The 16,718-nt window shown below is 69.1% G+C and carries 12 protein-coding genes and 2 pseudogenes; 11 read left to right on the forward strand and 3 right to left on the reverse strand.

Translation table 11 applies throughout. The annotated features are described in order from the left end of the window. Positions 1 to 60 precede the first annotated feature (60 nt). Positions 61 to 1,977 carry a GAF domain-containing protein gene (locus tag AB0G17_RS16540; protein ID WP_361382132.1) on the forward strand — a complete coding sequence of 639 codons (1,917 nt, stop codon included), beginning with the start codon at positions 61 to 63 and terminating at the stop codon, positions 1,975 to 1,977. Here the strand turns inward: AB0G17_RS16540 and AB0G17_RS16545 are convergent. Further along, complete coding sequence (locus AB0G17_RS16545; RefSeq protein WP_361382135.1) at positions 1,967 to 3,334, reverse strand: MFS transporter; 1,368 nt, start codon at positions 3,332 to 3,334, stop codon at positions 1,967 to 1,969. The genes AB0G17_RS16540 and AB0G17_RS16545 overlap by 11 nt on opposite strands. Before the next feature lie 982 nt (positions 3,335 to 4,316). Between AB0G17_RS16545 and AB0G17_RS16550 the strand changes: the two genes are divergently transcribed. From AB0G17_RS16550 to AB0G17_RS16580, 7 genes and pseudogenes are all read left to right on the forward strand, one after another. Next, positions 4,317 to 4,721, forward strand: coding sequence for a hypothetical protein (locus tag AB0G17_RS16550; protein WP_133898745.1), 405 nt, complete (start codon positions 4,317 to 4,319; stop codon positions 4,719 to 4,721). Positions 4,722 to 4,796: 75 nt separating this feature from the next. Continuing rightward, positions 4,797 to 6,371 (forward strand): GMC family oxidoreductase N-terminal domain-containing protein, encoded by a 1,575-nt coding sequence (locus tag AB0G17_RS16555; protein ID WP_361382138.1) that lies wholly within the window; start codon positions 4,797 to 4,799, stop codon positions 6,369 to 6,371. Positions 6,372 to 6,507: 136 nt separating this feature from the next. Then, positions 6,508 to 7,326, forward strand: a complete 819-nt coding sequence (locus AB0G17_RS16560) for a 3'(2'),5'-bisphosphate nucleotidase CysQ (protein WP_361382141.1) — start codon at positions 6,508 to 6,510, stop codon at positions 7,324 to 7,326. A gap of 42 nt (positions 7,327 to 7,368) precedes the next feature. Continuing rightward, entirely contained in the window at positions 7,369 to 7,965 is a 597-nt protein-coding gene (locus AB0G17_RS16565) for an NAD(P)-binding domain-containing protein (RefSeq protein WP_361382144.1), read from the forward strand. A gap of 659 nt (positions 7,966 to 8,624) precedes the next feature. Further along, a complete protein-coding gene (locus AB0G17_RS16570; protein ID WP_361382147.1) occupies positions 8,625 to 9,611 on the forward strand; it encodes a helix-turn-helix domain-containing protein in 987 nt (328 codons plus the stop codon). Positions 9,612 to 9,979: 368 nt separating this feature from the next. Further along, the gene (locus tag AB0G17_RS16575; RefSeq protein WP_243879321.1) at positions 9,980 to 10,135 is read left to right on the forward strand and encodes a maleylpyruvate isomerase N-terminal domain-containing protein; all 156 of its coding nucleotides are present in this window, start codon (positions 9,980 to 9,982) and stop codon (positions 10,133 to 10,135) included. 276 nt (positions 10,136 to 10,411) lie between these two features. Further along, positions 10,412 to 11,160, forward strand: a pseudogene (locus AB0G17_RS16580) (transposase family protein). Between the two features lie 66 nt (positions 11,161 to 11,226). On the opposite strand, the gene AB0G17_RS16585 reads toward AB0G17_RS16580, so the two are convergent. Then, positions 11,227 to 11,769 carry an SMI1/KNR4 family protein gene (locus AB0G17_RS16585; RefSeq protein WP_361382150.1) on the reverse strand — a complete coding sequence of 181 codons (543 nt, stop codon included), beginning with the start codon at positions 11,767 to 11,769 and terminating at the stop codon, positions 11,227 to 11,229. Between the two features lie 473 nt (positions 11,770 to 12,242). Between AB0G17_RS16585 and AB0G17_RS16590 the strand changes: the two genes are divergently transcribed. The 3 genes from AB0G17_RS16590 (at position 12,243) to AB0G17_RS16600 (ending at position 15,123) form a co-directional block, all read left to right on the forward strand. After that, entirely contained in the window at positions 12,243 to 12,548 is a 306-nt protein-coding gene (locus AB0G17_RS16590; RefSeq protein ID WP_361382153.1) for a hypothetical protein, read from the forward strand. A gap of 465 nt (positions 12,549 to 13,013) precedes the next feature. Further along, positions 13,014 to 14,651 (forward strand): restriction endonuclease fold toxin-2 domain-containing protein, encoded by a 1,638-nt coding sequence (locus AB0G17_RS16595; protein WP_361382156.1) that lies wholly within the window; start codon positions 13,014 to 13,016, stop codon positions 14,649 to 14,651. A 16-nt stretch (positions 14,652 to 14,667) separates the two neighbouring features. Beyond that, positions 14,668 to 15,123, forward strand: a complete 456-nt coding sequence (locus AB0G17_RS16600; RefSeq protein WP_361382159.1) for a hypothetical protein — start codon at positions 14,668 to 14,670, stop codon at positions 15,121 to 15,123. An 860-nt stretch (positions 15,124 to 15,983) separates the two neighbouring features. Here AB0G17_RS16600 and AB0G17_RS16605 read toward each other — a convergent pair. After that, positions 15,984 to 16,698, reverse strand: a pseudogene (locus tag AB0G17_RS16605) (transposase family protein). Positions 16,699 to 16,718 lie beyond the last annotated feature (20 nt).

Raw genomic sequence — 16,718 nt, forward strand, 5'->3', positions numbered from 1 at the left:
CTGCCAACAGTTGTCCACAGGGCTGGCGCGGCCGCCCGTACGGCAGGTATCCCTGTGAACATGTCCCACGATCACCCGCAGTCCACCGAGTACGCGGAGGCTCCCTACCTGGAGCTTCTGGCGCGCGGCGCGGCGGCCGAGGCGTACGACCGGCCCGCGCTGCTCGCCCGTGCCGACGGCGCCGGACCCGAGGCGCTGGCCGTCCTGGAGTCCGCCCGGCAGCTCGCCCTGCGGGTCCGCGCCGACCTGGAGGGCAGACGGCGCAGGGAGGCCGAGCTGTCCGCGCTCTTCGAGACCGCCCACGACCTCGCGGGGCTGCGCGACCTGGACGCGGTGCTGCGGGCGATCGTGCAGCGCGCGCGTTCCCTGCTGGGCACCGAGGTCGCCTACCTCAGCCTCAACGACCCGGTGGCGGGGGACACGTACATGCGCGTCACCGAGGGGTCGGTGGCCGCCCGCTTCCAGCAGCTGCGGCTCGGCATGGGCGAAGGCCTCGGCGGCCTGGTCGCCCAGACCGCGCGGCCATACGTGACGTCGAGCTACTTCGACGACGAGCGCTTCCAGCACACCCGGACCATCGACACCGGAGTGCGCGACGAGGGCCTGGTGGCGATCCTCGGCGTACCGCTGATGCTCGGCAGCAGCGTGATCGGCGTGCTGTTCGCCGCCGACCGGCACAGCAGGGTCTTCGCGCGCGAGGAGATCGCCCTGCTCGGCTCCTTCGCCGCGCACGCCGCCGTCGCCATCGACACCGCCAACCTGCTTGCCGAGACCCGGTCGGCGCTGGCCGAGCTGGAGCGGGCCAACGAGATCATCCGGGACCACAGCGCGGTCCTGGAGCGCGCCTCCGAGGTCCACGACCGCCTCACCGAACTGGTGCTGCGCGGCGGCGGGGTGCACGACGTGGCGAGCGCGGTCTCCGAAGTCCTGGACGGAACGGTCGAGTTCGCCGACGCGGACTCGGCGGCCTTCGCCGCCCTGGAGCTGACGGGCACGGACGGCCACGCGGTCCGCGACGGAAGGAACTGGGTGGCCACGGTCGCGGCGGGCGGCGAGGTGCTGGGCGCGCTGGTGCTGCGCGGCCACCCGGCGCTCGACCCGGTGGACCGCCGCACCCTGGAGCGGGCCGCGATGGTCACCTCACTGCTGCTGCTCGCCCGGCGCTCGGCGGGCGAGGCCGAACAGCGCGTGCGCGGCGAGCTGCTGGACGACCTGCTGGACGCGCCGGGCCGCGACCCCCGGCTGCTGCGCGACCGGGCCGCCCGGCTGCGGGCCGACCTCGACGCGCCGCACGTGGTGCTCGCCGCCCGCATCGAGAGCCCCGAGGACGGCACGGCGGAGCGCCAGACCGCCGACCGCCAGCGGATGGGCTCGGCCGCCGCGCATCTGGCGGCGACCCGGCACGGCCTGGCCGCCACCCGCGACGGCGGGACGGTGTTGCTGTTGCCGCTGGGCCCCGCCGACACCCCGGCCGAGGTCGCCCGCCAGCTGGCCAAGCAACTCGGCGGCGCCCTGCACGAGCGGGTCACGGTGGGCGCGTCAGCCCCCGTCGACGCCCCGGCGGCCCGGCCCGGCGAGATAGCCGAGGCGTACGCGGAGGCGCGCCGCTGCCTGGAGGCGCTGCGGCTGCTCGGCCGCCCCGGCGAGGGCGCGGCCGCCCCGGACCTCGGCTTCCTCGGGCTGCTCCTGGCCGACACCCGGGACATCGAGGGCTTCGTCGAGCGGACGCTCGGCGCGGTCGTGGCGTACGACGAAAGGCGCGGCACCGACCTGGTGCGCACCCTCGACGCGTACTTCGCGAGCGGGATGAGCCCGGCGCGCACCAAGGACGACCTGCACGTCCATGTGAACACGGTGGCCCAACGGCTGGAGCGGATAGGCAGGCTGCTCGGGCCGGACTGGCAGTGTCCGGCCCGAGCACTGGAGATCCAGCTGGCGCTGCGGCTCCATCTGATTTCGGCGGCCGTCAGACGCTGACCGAGTCCTGGGGGCTGTTCTCGGCGTCCACGTCCGACAGGTCGCGGTGGCGGGTCTCCCGCGCGCAGATGAGGGCGATCACCGTGAGCAGGGCGGCCGCGATGACATAGAGGGCGATGGGGGTGGAGCTGTCGTAGTCGGACAGGAGGGCGGTGGCGATGAGCGGGGCGGGCGCGCCGGCGGCGACCGAGGCGAACTGGGCGCCGATCGAGGCTCCCGAGTAGCGCATCCGGGTCGCGAACATCTCGGTGAAGAAGGCCGCTTGCGGTGCGTACATCGCCCCGTGGAAGACCAGTCCCACGGTGACGGCGAGGACGAGGTTGCCGAAGTCGCCCGTGTCGATCAGCGAGAAGAAGGGGAACATCCATGCGCCCACACCCACCGCGCCGATCAGATAGACGGGCCGCCGCCCGACCCGGTCGGAGAGCGCGCCCCAGGCGGGGATCACCGCGAAGTGCACGGCGGAGGCGATCAGTACGGCGTTGAGCGCGGTCTGCTTGGCCATCCCGGCCGAGGTCGTCGCGTACACGAGGATGAACGCGGTGATCACGTAATAGCTGATGTTCTCCGCCATACGGGCACCCATCGCGACCAGCACGTCGCGCCAGTGGTCGCGCAGGACCGCGACGAGCGGCAGCTTCTCCGCCACCCGGTCGGGCTCGGCGGCCCGACGCGCCTCCGCACGCTCCAACGCGGCCTTGAACAGCGGTGATTCATCGACCGACAGCCGTATCCACAGCCCGACGAGCACCAGCACGCCCGACAGCAGGAACGGCACCCGCCACCCCCACGAGAGGAAGGCGTCATCGGACAGCAGCGCGGTGAGCGCCGAGAGCACACCGGTGGCGAGCAACTGCCCGGCCGGCGCGCCGGTCTGCGGCCAGGAGGCCCAGAACCCGCGCCGCCGCGCGTCCCCGTGCTCCGACACCAGCAGGACGGCCCCGCCCCACTCCCCGCCGAGCGCGAACCCCTGCACCAGCCGCAGGGCCGTGAGCAGCACGGGCGCGGCGGAGCCGACCGTGGCGTGCGTCGGCAGCAGCCCGATGGAGAAGGTCGCCCCGCCCATCATGAGCAGACTCAGCACGAGCAGCTTCTTACGCCCGACCCGGTCCCCGAAGTGCCCGAAGACCAAAGCCCCGAGCGGCCGGGCGGCGAACCCGACGGCGTACGTCAGGAACGAGAGCAGTGTGCCGACGAGCGGGTCGGAACCGGGAAAGAACAGCTTGTTGAAGACGAGCGCGGCGGCCGACCCGTAGAGGAAGAAGTCGTACCACTCGATGGTCGTCCCGATGAGGCTGGCGGCGACGATGCGGGGGAGGCTGGCGGGGGGTGGGGGAGCGGTCGCGGGGGAGGACATCTGCACCACTTCCTGGTGTGCGACGGGGACGTTTGCGTGTCGCCACACCGTAGGAATGGGCAGGTCAGGGGCGTATGTGGTGGGACGCCATAGTTCTGGGGGTGGGTGTGCGTGGGGGCACTATGAGAGGCGCATCGGTGCTGGTTCGAGGGCCATTGTGAACGGCGACAGAGGGCTGTCTGAGTTGCACTGTTCGATGTGTTTTGCGGGCCCGGTGCTGACTCCCGTGCTGGTTTGGTGCTGACCTGAAAGCGCATGTCAGCACCCCTGATCACCTATCCCGTGCTGACTTCGTGCTGACTACGCAGCGTAGAACTCGACATTCGGTACGGATCGTGCGCCGGAGTGGGCCAAGGCGGCGTGGGGACGCTGGCGGCATGTCTACCTGCCGCCGATGCGCAACGCCCAGCGAGAGTTGACCTCCAGCTTGGGCGATTGGCCGCCCCTGGGTTTCGCCGTTGGACTTGGAGCCAAGCAGGCCATCAGTGTCAGCAGTTTCTTCGTCTGCTGGTGGTACGGGAGGCACACCCATGGCGACCGGCGGAAACGTCAGTTGATGCGCCCCCTGGTCTGGGCTGGTCCGGAGCTGGTCCGGATCTTTGCCCGGGCGCTCCTGGCGTGGGGTGGGCCGGGAAGTTCTCGGAATGATTGCTGGGAGGCTTCCGTCGTCCGCCGCGCGGACAACCGCGCGGCGGACCATCGTCTCGTACCAGCCGGAGCCCCACCACTCGCCGATCGACTCGGTGTGGGAGCCGTGCAGGAGAGCAGGCGGAGGGTGGCTTCCGGGCCGATGTTCTCGTCGACCTGCTGCCAGAGGTCGATCTCCCGGTGGACGGACGTGAGGATCGGCGCCCATCCCCGATGCCACGGGCCCGCCGTGGCCGGAACTGCGGCCGCCTAACGTCCTTGCTGCCGACCCAGGTTCACGCGGCCGTCGGTGGGAAAGGGCGGCCACCGGTGGCAGGGCAAGAAGTCGGTCGGCGTGTACGAGCAGCCTGACCCAGTGCTGTGTGACGCCGACTGTCTCGCCACACGTATGGCGCTGAGGTTCCGAACGAACGTCGCGGAGGTTCAAGTACGCGCCGTGTCCGTATTCCTAAGATTCGACGGCAGAAGGGAAACCCGGGCTGTTCCAGGACGGGTACACACCAAGGACAAGAAACGCGTGAAACAAGAGAAGTCCAGCCGGAAGGCCGTCATCGCAGGCACCGGCGCCGGCATGGACATCCCCAACGGGGTGATCGGCAATGGCCGGACCGGGCGCTCCCAGGCCCGTCGGATCAAGGTGATCGTTTGCCGCCGGGCCACCTCGGTGTCCGTCAGCACCAGCAGCGCGCGCGGCCTGCCTGCGGACAGCCCCGCTCCACTGGAGCCCGCTCGCTGCTGATCAGCCGGTTCCACGCCTTCTGCGCGCCGAGCTCGGACTTCTCGGCCCCTTTAGTTCGTGCAAGCAATCAGCTCTTTGATCGTCGAGGAGCCTTTTCCTGAAACCCGGTGGTCGGACAGTGCTGCCGTGGGAAGCGGAGACATGATGGGCAAGAGTCCTTATGACTATGTCGTGGTGGGAGCGGGGACGGCGGGGTGCGTGATTGCCTCCCGGCTTTCGGAACGCCCGGGCGTGCGGGTGTTGTTGCTGGAGGCGGGAGCCCGGGACGCAACCGAGGCGATGGCATCTCCTTGGGGGTTCCTGGGGTTTGACCCGTCACCCCTCTGGCTGGGCGCCTCGACCGTGCAGGCCGGTACAGGCAGGGCCGCTGACGTGCTGCGCGGTAAGGCGCTCGGCGGATCATCGAGCATCAACGGCCTCTACCACCTGCGGGGGCACCGGTCCGGTTACGACGAATGGCCCGGCCTCGGTGCTCCGGGCTGGGGTTTCGACGATCTGCTGCCTTATTTCCGCCGCAGCGAGAGCACTCGCAGTCGTGATGCCTCCGTGCGGGGCACGGACGGGCCGGTCGCGGTCGCCCCGGTCCCGGAACCCCATCCCCTGGCCACGGCGGGCGTCGACGCCGCAGTGGAGGCTGGGTTCGCACGCGCCGATGACATCGGCAGCGGGCTGGAGACCGGGTTCGGGTGGAGTGACATGAATCTGCCCGGCGGCGCCCGCCAGAGCGCGGCCGACGCCTACATCCGTCCGTTCCTCGACCGGCCGAACCTGGACGTCGTCACGGACGCGACCGTGCAGCGGCTGCGCACCACCGCGGGCCGCTGCACCGGCGTCGAGTACACCATCGGTGGGGAGCACCTGTCCATCGACAGCGCCGAGGTCATATTGACCGCAGGCGCCATCGGTTCCGCGCACCTCCTGATGCTGTCAGGGATCGGCCCGGCCCAGCACCTTGAGGAACACGGTATCGACGTCGTCGCCGACCTGCCGGGAGTGGGATCCCATCTGCAGGACCATCCGATGGCGGGTGTGGTGTACGAGGCCGACCAGCCCGTACCGTTCGTTCCTGCCAACCCGCCGGCCGAAATGATGGGCCTGCTGTTCAGCGATCCCGCCGCGGCCCGGCCGGACCTTCAGGTCTACATCGTCGCCGCACCGCTCCCGTCGGCTTGGGGCCGGCCGCCGGCCGCCGGCTACTCCATAGCCTTCTCCGCGATGGCTCCGCACAGCAGCGGCACCGTGCGCCTGGCGGACGCCCATCCCGCCAGTGCTCCCGTCGTCGACCCTGGCTATCTGAGCGACGAACGTGACCTGGAGGTCATGCGCAAGGGCCTGGAAGTGGCACGCCGCATCGGCGAGGCCGACGCGTTCGCCGAGTGGCGCAAGCAGGAAGCGGTGCCGGGCTCCGGGACGAGCGGCGAATCTGTGGACGAGTTCATCCGCAAGGCCACCGGCCCCTACTTCCACTTCACCGGCACCTGCCGCATGGGAACCGACGCCGATGCCGTCGTCGACCCTGCGAACCTTCGCGTGCACGGAATAGCCGGACTGCGGGTCGCCGATGCCTCGGTGATGCCGTCCATCCCCTCGGCCAACACCAACGCGACCGTTTACGCCATCGCCGAACGGGCCGCCGAACTGATCGACTGAGCCTTCTTCCGCGCCCACGGCGCTTCCACAACGCGCTTCATCCCCCCGTCGTCCGTCGTCCGTCGTCCGTCGTCCGTCGTCCGTCGAACGCGACCCCGACCGGGCTCATCACCCCTCCTCAGACAGGAGCACCACCATGTCCGAAACGCTTCAGACCACTGACGTCGTCACCTCCGACGCCGACCTGCTCGACCGCACCGCGACCGCCGTGCGCGCCGCCGGTGCGGCGCTGCGCGAGCGTTTCGGCGATGTGGTCCGTTACGAGACCCGTGACGAGCTGATGCGTGCGCTCGCCGTCAATGACGACACGGCCCTGGACATCCTGCGCCCCCGCCTCACGAGCCTGCGCCCGGAGGCCGGCTGGGTGGAGGACGAGCTGGACGGCGGGGCGCTGCCGCCCGGCGAGTGGTGGGTCGTGGACCCGGCCGAAGGCAACGTCAACCACCTGCACGCGCTGCCGGAGTGGGCGGTGACCGCGACCCTCGTGCGTGAGAACCAGCCGGTGCTCACCGCGGTCCACCTGCCGCTGACCGGCGAGACCTACACCGCGCTCACCGGCGCCGGCGCCTACCTTGACGGCCGGCCGCTGCGCGTCTCCCCGACCGCGGACCTGGCCTTGAGCATCGTGGCCACCAGCCAGGCCCGGCCGGACGAGGACGAGAGGGTCGTACGGCGCGTCGGCTCCTCGATCACCGCGATGCTCTTCGACGCGCTCGTCGTCCGCACCTCCGTGCCCGCGACCCTGCACCTCACGAACGTGGCCGCCGGCCGCATCGACGCCTTCTGGCAGTTCGCCGGCGCCCGAGCGGACCTGCTGCCCGGCGCGCTGCTCGTCACCGAGGCCGGCGGACAGATCTCCGACGCCGAGGGCCGCCCCTGGACCCCGCAGAGCGAGAGCTTCCTGGCCGCCGCGCCCGGCGTCCACGCCGAGGCCGTTGCCACGCTCTCCCGCTGACCACGCACACCACAACCACACCCACGCAAGGACCAGAACATCATGACCACGATCGCAGTTCTCGGAAACGGCCGCGTCGGCGGCAACCTGGCGAAAGCCCTCACCCTGGCAGGGCACGAGGTGACCGTCGCGGACCGCGCGCCGGGCGCCGCCGCCGATGCCGCCCGGGCGGCCCGGATCGTCATCAACGCCACCCCGGGCGCCGGCTCCCTGGAACGTCTCGCCGCCCTGCGCGAAGAGCTGCACGGCAAGATCCTCGTGGACGTCTCCAACGCCACCGTCGACGGACCGGACGGACTGCCCGCCGCCCTGATCTACTCCGGTTCAAGCCTCGCCGAGCAACTCCAGGCAGCGCTTCCCGAAACGCACGTCGTCAAGACGCTCAACACCATGCTCTTCCCGGTGATGACCGCCCCGGCCACGCTCACCCAGACGCCAACCGCCTTCCTCTCCGGCGAGGAACCGGAGGCCAAGCGGACCGTCCTTGAACTGCTCATCGACCTCGGCTGGCGCAAGGAATGGATCACCGACCTCGGCGGGATCCAGACCGCCCGCGCCACGGAGGCCGCGATACTGTTCGTACCGCACGTCATCCGGTCCATCGGATTCACCCCCTTCGCGATCTCGATCGCCCGCTGACCGTCGAGCCGCGCAACCTGCAGGTGACCGGCACCGGCACCGGCACGGATGGGTTCCCGGTGGGACACGACCGCGACAGGATGATCTTGGCCGACACGGCTTGGCAGGTCGATCGGCATGGCCCGCCGGCCGGAAGACGCCCGGATTCGGCTGCGGCTCGGTGAGTGACCTACCCGGGCAACTACGAGGTCGCGCTCACGGTCCGTTCCGTCGACACCGGGTCTGTGCACTACGAACTCGGTGCCTCCGGGGCAGCACCTGCCTGGGCGTGGCCGACGCCATCGGCCCACACGGCGAATTGCGCGCCGGCCACTAACCGTTACCTCCGGCGAAAGGTCCGATCGAGGCGGCGAAGACGTCCCCGGCGCGAGCCCATGGGGGAGGACCGAGCGCGAGTGCGACCCCTGACGATCAGGCTGCGACCTGATCGTCAGGGGTCGCGTCGTTCATCTCGCCGAATCAGAAGCATCAGCTTTGCCTCCCGGCCGCTGCAATGCGAGCCGTCTATAGGAAGATTGGCACGGTGTCCACATGGGTCATGGCGGCGTCCTGCGGAACACGACCACCACAGGACGGCGTTGAAGCAATGAAGACGAGAGGATCGCAGAGGGATGCACGGTACTGGAGCGGAGGTCGACGGCGCGCGCGGGGTGTTCGCAGTGGACTCGACCGCCCCGGATTCCGCACCGCGGGGACTCGACGTTTTCCGGCGCGGGTGGCAGACGCAGGTCGGCGACGATGTCTTCCAACTGCCGGCCTTCAGCCCGGACACGATCGGTGACTTCCGGGTCAAGGGCAAGGTTGCCAAGGTGCATGGCGCGGCGATCGCCGATCTCCACGCCGCGTCGGCAACCCGGACCGCGGACGTCCCGGGCGGCGATCAGGATCTGGTTGCCATGTATGTCGTGCGGAGCGGCGTATGGACTCTGGGCGGCCCGTCCGGCTCCGGCGACCAGACCGTGTCGGCCGGGCAGTTCCTCGTCCGGCACCTCGGGCGCCTGACGGCCTTCGAGACGACGGTGCACCTCACGGCGAAGTTCCTCGTCCTGCCCCCCGGCGAGCTCAAACCCCTGCTCGGGAACCGGGTCATCACCGGGCCGGCGGACTCGGCCGAGGTGCGCTTGCTGACGGCCCTTGCAGACATGATCCACATGACCGTGGCCGACCTCGGCCCGGCCGGTGTGGCAGCTGCCCAAGGTACCCTGATCGAGCTGACCAAGGCGGTGGTGAAGGGCCGGTTCGACGACGTAGAGCCCCGGTTGGCTCCCGCGCTCACCCAGGCAGCCAAGGACCTCGCCGACCGTCGGCTCGCTGATCCCGAACTTTCTCCGGCGATGCTTGCGCGTGAACTCAACGTCTCCGTCCGCACGCTGCACCGGGCATTCGCCGCGGTGGGGGAGCAGGTGAGCACCTACATCCGCCACCGGCGACTGCATGAGGCCCGGCTCGCCCTTGTCTCGCCGTCAGGGCGCCTGAGCATTTCGGAACTCGCCGCACACTGGCAGTTCGCGGACGGCAGTCACTTCACCCGAGCCTTCAAGAAGCACTACGGTCAGACTCCCACCGAGTACGCCCGCTCGACCGGACCGGCCTCGCTCTCGCCGAACCGGCACCCGCCGGGCCACGGGTCGGCCGATAGCGCGTGACCAGAGGTACGGCCGCAGTTCAGCGGATGCCGCCGACTCGTGTCCCAAGCAAGGCAGCGGGGCGCTGTGGGCGGCCTGGGCACCGGCTGGAGGCTCGACGACCTGCACCGCACGCGACCCGCCGACAACGAGGGCCGGGATGACTTGCCCGAACCGTCACGGCTTCGCCTATGACTCCGACGGCTATCGCGTCACGGCTGCCAAGGGCAGCACAGTGCTCCACACCTCGTAGGCCTTGAGTATCGCCAGCTGGGGCAGCCTCATCAGAGGAAGGGCGCAGTCATGAACCCCGCCCAGCACGGAGCGGCCTTCGCAGCCGAGACCGCCGCATTCGTCGCCACGGTCACGGGAGCCGACCCTCCACGCCGGTGCCGACCTGCCCCGGCTGGACTCTCGGGGACCTCACGCGGCACGTCGGCAGCGAGCACCGGTGGTTCAGTGAGCTGCTTCGCCGGCGCATCCAGCAGCCGCCGACCAGGTTCGCCCACTCGGCTTTGAGCGATTTCCAACTTCTTGGTCCGTGACTGGTCCGGGGGAAGGTTCCGAAGTGGTCCGGAGGTCACGTATGGCTGCCGTTTGATTACCTTCTGCGCTTGGACTCAATGTTGCCTGGAGAGGCAATGCCCGCTCCAGGCAACGGATTTCTGTTCTCTAGAAGAACCCAAGCTTCTTGGGTGAGTAACTGAGCTCTTTCAGAGTGGCCACTGATCGGGTGACGGGCCAGCGTCCCGCAACTCACGAGGCTCCCGTGCCGCTGAGAGAAGTGCTCGACGTCTCAACTCATCAACACAGGAACCCCGTTGGTCCCCCGTCCTGCCGCACTCGACCTGCCGCACGCTCTGGTCGAGTGGGTATCGATGCTCATCGTTACCCGTGAGGGTGACCGACGCTGCAAGCTGCCGCCCCACCAGCGCGCCCTCGTCGGCCTGGTCTACCTGCGCCGGCACGAGACGCTCGCGCAGATCGCCGCCGGCTTCGGCATATCCGTCGGGACCGCCCACGCCTACGTCACGGCCGTCGTCAACCACCTGTCCTGCCGGGCACCCGGACTGCTGCGGGTCCTGCGCGAGACGGATCCGGATCACGTCCTGCTCGACGGGACGCTCGCCGAGTGCGACCGCGTCGGCGACAGCCGGACCGACTACTCCCAGAAGCACCGCCGCCACGGCGTGAACGTGCAGGTCGTCGCCGATCCCACAGGCAACCTGCTGTGGGTCTCGCCCGCGCTGCCCGGCCGCACCCATGACCTGACCGCGGCCCGCACCCATCGCATCATCCGGATCTGCGAACGCCAGGGCGTCCCCGTGCTCGCTGACCGCGCCTACATCGGGGCCGGCCCCTGGGTGACCACGCCCATCAGACGGCTTCCCGGCCAGGACCTCACCACAACCCAGCAGACGATCAACCGAGCCCTGTCAGCGGCACGAGCACCGGTCGAACGAAGCATCGCGCGACTCAAGTCCTGGCAGATCCTGCGCCCGCCCGCTGCAGCCCCAACCGGATGACCGTCATCGCCGCAGCCGTCCTCACCCTGGAACGGCAACGCTGATGCATCTCATTGCCGTTCCAGGGTGAGGACGGATTGGCAATGGCCGTCATCCAGTTGGAATCCGTCTCACGACCAGACAAGTCGCCCTTCGGCAACGGAACAGACCGGATAGTCCCCCGCGCCGATCCTCGTCAGCGTCTCCGCCACGGAGTCGAAGTAGTGAGCCAGTGACGTGTACTCGCCGGTGACCGTGGGCGCACCCACGAACCATCTGCCGATACGTCCGTCCCTCGTGTCGATGAACTGTCCCATCCAGCCGTCCCGGTCCGACTGGAACGGGATCCACTCCTCGCGCCATTCGCCCCCACCGGACAAGGGGTGATTCGCGTAGAGCTTCTCTATCGCCCGGATGCCCAGAAAGAAGCTCCCCTCGTCAGGGAACCCGGCGTAACCGCAGCAGGCGACGTCGTCGTCGACGTCTTCCTCGGGAAGATCCAGATTGTTCAGAAGCAGCCACGTCCGCAGGTCCCCATGCAGGGAGATCCCCATCCGTTTCTCGGCTGCCGCGATCATCTGTTCCGGGGCCGGCCCTGGCAGATCCGCGTGATCGGTCGGCGCGTGCTCCCGAAGAAGACTCATCACACGCGACCAACTCTCAGCCACACTCATCGCTCTCTGCCCTCTCTACAGGGATGTCTCCGTCCGACTACGCCACTGCGGAGGTTGGGAAGTACCGGCCGGAGAACCTTGCAGGGATGGTACTTCGAGCATGCGGCCCGTCCCTCCCCACGACCGTCTTCCGCCCCGAAGCGCAGGACCGGCCTGTCAGCGAAGTGACCGCCCGCGACTTTTCACAGACAACCCACTGTGCCTGGCGTGCCCAGCCGAGGAGCTTCCAGGCTCAAGCGAGGGTCACGGCGTCACCCTGGAGTGGCGAAGCTGAAAACGCTCAGTGGCCACGCTGAAAACGCTCACTGCGCCGTACCCTCGCCGAGACCACTGCCCTTCCAACCAGCCAGAAGGAATGGCTGACCCAACGGGTCCATGAGCTGCTCGACGCCTATCAGAACCTCGACTTCGTTCTGGGACAGGGCCTTCTCCACAGCGACGCCTACCCAGGCCACACCTTGTGGGACGGAGCCTTGGCGCGGCTCGGCGACGGGGACGAAGCAGCGTTCGGCCCTCGCGAGATCGACCTCGCCAACACGTTTCAAGGCGTCCGCTTCGGGCGCACCGAGAGCGAACTCGACAGCTTCAGTGCCCGGTACGGCTACGACATTCGAACCTGGGACGGACTGCCGGGCTTGTGCCAGATCCGCGACCTCCACACCTTCGGCTCATACATCCGCCGCGCGGACCGAGGCCAGCGAGCCGCAGCCGCGCAGCTGACGCACCGAGTCGACACGCTTCTGCGCGGCGACAGTCGGGCCCAGTGGGCAGCAGCCTGATCTGCCGAAGGCTGCACGGTCGACCCCAAGACCGCCAGCCGCTGGGTCAGTCGCCGCGTCCCCCGGCGTCGACACCGCTGGACCGTCGTCAACCTGCTCCGTGAACCGCCCCACCCCCGGCGTTGACGACCAAGGCCTCCTTCTATCCCCGCCGCCCGTTGGTAGCTGCTCGCGGCATGCCAGTATGCGGCAATTCTGGCCGCCACGGGGATGCGGGGCAGCCCCGACTCTGCCAACGCATACGGCGCTGCCCGCCCGCGCAAGTTCTCCTGCGCGCTGCTTTGGCTTCGCTCCCGTTGTACGGCCTTCTGACAGACGCCGGCCGTGGCGCGCCAGTACGCCTTGATCACACGGTAGACAGCGCAGCTATGGCTGCGGGGTCCTGATTCCGGCTGGACTCTCACGTGTGTCTCCTGCATCAGTCGGCCAGGCTGAGGGGGCGCCGCGTTGGGGGAGGGATGCCGGGTGTCGGGACTTGCGCCAGAGCTGCGGGTGATCGCTGGCGGGATGATCCGCGGCGCGATGGGCCTGGTCGAGACCATGACGGGCTCGCGTGGCACCGCGATTGCCCTGCGGCATGAACTGGACCGCCAGCAGGGGATGGCCGGGGATGACGCGGCGGGTCACCACTTCGCGAAGGTCTACCGGCAGGCCGCCGCCACGACCCTCGACCAACTTGGCTTCAGCGCCTATGTGCTCGGCGCCACGGGCCGTGGTCTGCTGCGCAACGCCCGGGAGTTCATGGCGACCGACCACGCCGTGGCGGAGCTGCTTGGAGGGCAGGCGGATCTCACGGACGGCTTCGGTGACCCGGGTGCCGAGTGCTCGGAGAACTTCCTCGGGCTGGGCCAGGAGCTGCCCGAGGTGGTGGGGAAGACCGCGTGGTACGACCGGTACGCGCCGGGCGGGCACAGCGACCGGTTCCGCGGCTCGCCGCAGAAGCTGCGCGACGTCGCCGCATCTTGGCGGCACGCGGCCAAGCTCGCGCTGCGGTTCCTGGAGGACGCGCAGGCATACGCTTCGACCGCGAGCAAGGCGCACTCAGGGCTGGCCGCCGAATCCTTCCACACCTACTTCAAGAACTCGGTGGGCTTGGGGTGTCCGCCCGCCCGCGCGCAGGAGGACGAGCCGCTGGTGGCCAATCTGGTGGCGGCGTGCACGCAGCTGGCGAAGGCGTGCGACCGCTACGCAGAGCACGTCGAGTCGGCGACAAAGAAGATCGCGCAGCACAAGAGTGACCCGTTCACCTTCGACATGCCCTGGCACCAGCCGATGTTCGGCGGCAACGGTTACGACGGCGGCTTGAACGACGCGGTCCTCGCAGACCCGTACGTCCACCAGCTCGGCGACGTCGCCCACGCCCTCGATGCGGCCCAAGGCCGCATCAAACTGCCGCACGCCTCCCGTCCGGGGCTGCCGGGCCTCCCTTTTGCGCCGCTGGTTCCCTTCCCGGAGCCGGCGCCGTTCCTGCTCGCCTCCTCCCACACGCAAATGCCGGGCCTGCTGCCCCTGGGGAGTGCGGTCGATCCGACCCTGACGCGCGACCCGCTCCCTCCTGTTCCCGGCACCACGCGCCTGTTGACCCCCGCCGAACAGGCGAGCTTCCGTGCCTACATGCTCTCGTTGAACGCTGGAGGCTTCGCCGGCGGTGGCGGGCCGGGCAACCCCGACAACGCCTACCAGTTACGGGTGGCCGGATATCCGGAGCGCGAGCTGCCGCTGCCCGCCTCGGCCACCGGCCGCAGCGGGCGCGGCCTGATGGCCGACGGGCTACGCCCCCTTGACGGGTACGCGGTCGAGGCCAAACACGTGCGCGAGCCCGACTGCCGCAAGACCTTCCGCAGCCTCGACGAGGTCGACAAGACTCTGGCCACCCCGCCCAAGGCGGACCAGCAGGGCAAGCTGAAGTTCGACCCGCGCGTCGACGGCATGTACGGCTCCGACGAACGGGAGCTGTTCCGCTACAAGGCGGCCCTCGCCGACCCGCGCAACGCCCAGATACGCGGCCTGGAGATCGTCACCAACGACCGCAGTGCCGTCGGCTACTGGCAGAGCATGATGGCCATGAACGGCGTCAATGGATCAGCACGCTACGTGCCGTGAGGGAGAACCAGGAAAATTGAGCACCCCCGACGACATCAGGACCACCTTCCTGTTCCACCCGCCCGTGGACGACGCGTCAGCCTGGCACATGACCGTCGAAGGCTTCGTCCACGCCGTCACCGTCTCCTTCCCCGACGCGTTCACCAAGTACCGCACCAGCCACCTGCGCGACAATGCCGTCGTCGACTTCGAAATCGAGATCACCCCCGGCGTGTGGATCGAAGGCGTCGCCAACACCCCCGTCGAGGACAGCGCCGTCATCACCATCACCGGCGCCACCGCCACCGAAGCCGCCCAGTTCGCCCTGTGGCTGCGCACCAGCCTCATTCCGGCCACCCACCTGATCCGCTTCAGCAGCGAGTGGGCTCTCGAGAGCGGCGATGCGACGGAATACCCAGTGCCTGCTGCCGGGGAGCTGTCGGAGGTCTCCGGGGTTCTCGCGGAGCACGTCGCACGCTTCCATCACGGCTGAGCCAGCGCTCGATGACGAAACCGTCATCGAGCCATCACCCGGGGTTGCGCATACAAGGCCCATCAGACCTGTTGCCGCTGCCAGGGGGCTTCTCGCGATTTTGGTGGTGACGCTGCGGGCTTCGCTCACGGCAGATGGGAACAAGCCGCACAGGATTGGAACGAATGGCTGGGGCATGTCAACGTACAACACCCCGGGAACCACAGGTCGGTGGACACTGCTGACCGGTCTTCCCTCCAGCCCCCTTCTTTCCTTCCTTCCTTCCTTCCTTCCTGCCGGCCCGCCCGTGCCGCTGCCGCCCCGAGGAGTTCCCTCTGTCCGCAAGTGCCCTCTGCTCCCTGCACGTTAGCGTCCCTGCCTTGCCTGCTCACGGGGCTCCTGGACGCTATGACTGCCAGCCGCACCACGATCACGGGTCGTCGTCATGGGCTTGCCCCCATGCGTGACTCCTGCTGGTCTCGTCGCCGAGGACCAGATCCAGCACTATCTGCGGCGTAACCGAAATGCGTTGGCCGACATGGCAGCCCGCCGCCAGTGTGTGCATCCCCCACGGGCTTGAGCACCCGCTCTGCGTCGTCGAGGGCAGCCCTGCCCGTCTCGTTGCGGACACCTTCGCTGTCTGCGAGGCCGAGTGATCTTCCTCCTAACTGGCGGCGGGCTGCTGGTGCTCGTCACTGGCGGTGCGACTCCAGCACAGCAGTCCTGCCGACTGGCCTCCTCGCAGGCGCCGAAACAGACAGCCAAGCCAATACCCGGCACGTGTCCTGCTGGGCGATACATAGCAGGGCCTTGAGGCCGGAGCCGTCGATGAGTTCCATGCAGCGGGTGCGGTAGGCGAAGTCCTTGAGCGTTTTTCAACCTCACGCTGATGCGTGGTGAAGGACGAAGACGGCCTTTACGACGCGGGTGATTCGGTTGGTGCTGCAGCGGAGCTTCCGCAGGAGGCGCCAGCCCTTGATGGTGGCCATGGCGTGCTTCTTGCCGAGGCAGCGGATCGTGGCGTGGGTGGCGTTGTGGCGGCGCTTCCATCGCTTGAGGCGGCGGCCCCGAAACGGTACCCGGACGGATCCGCCGGCTCCTTGGTACGCCTTGTCCGCCCAGCATGTGAGCCCCGCGTCGGCGAGGGCTTCGATGATGCCGTGGTGTCGAGCGGCGGTCAGGTCGTGGGTTGAGCCGGGCAGAGCCGGCGAGGCCCAGAGCAGGCGTCCGAACGGATCGGTGAGGACTTGGATGTTCATGCCGTGGCGTTTGTGCTTCCCGGAGTAGTACGGGGCGTCGGCGGCGATCCGGTCGATCGGCAGCAGGGTGCCGTCGAGGATGACGAACGCCTTCGCGCGGATCGTCCTCATCGCCTCGGCCAGGGACGGGGCGAGGGCGGCCAGGACGTCGACGGCCTCGCGTATGTAGCGGAAGGCGGTCGCGATCCCGATGCCGAATCCGGCAGCCAGTTGGGTAGGTGTCGCCGCACCGCAGGTGGGCCAGGGCGAGCAGGGCCTGACGTCCGGCAGGCAGGCGTCGCCACCGCGTCCCGATCTCCTGCCGCCTGGCTGTCAGCTGTCCGGTCAGGAACCGCAAGGTGCGGCGCCATGAACTGC

This window comes from Streptomyces sp. NPDC023838, from assembly GCF_040639555.1.
Classification (GTDB): Bacteria; Actinomycetota; Actinomycetes; order Streptomycetales; family Streptomycetaceae; genus Streptomyces.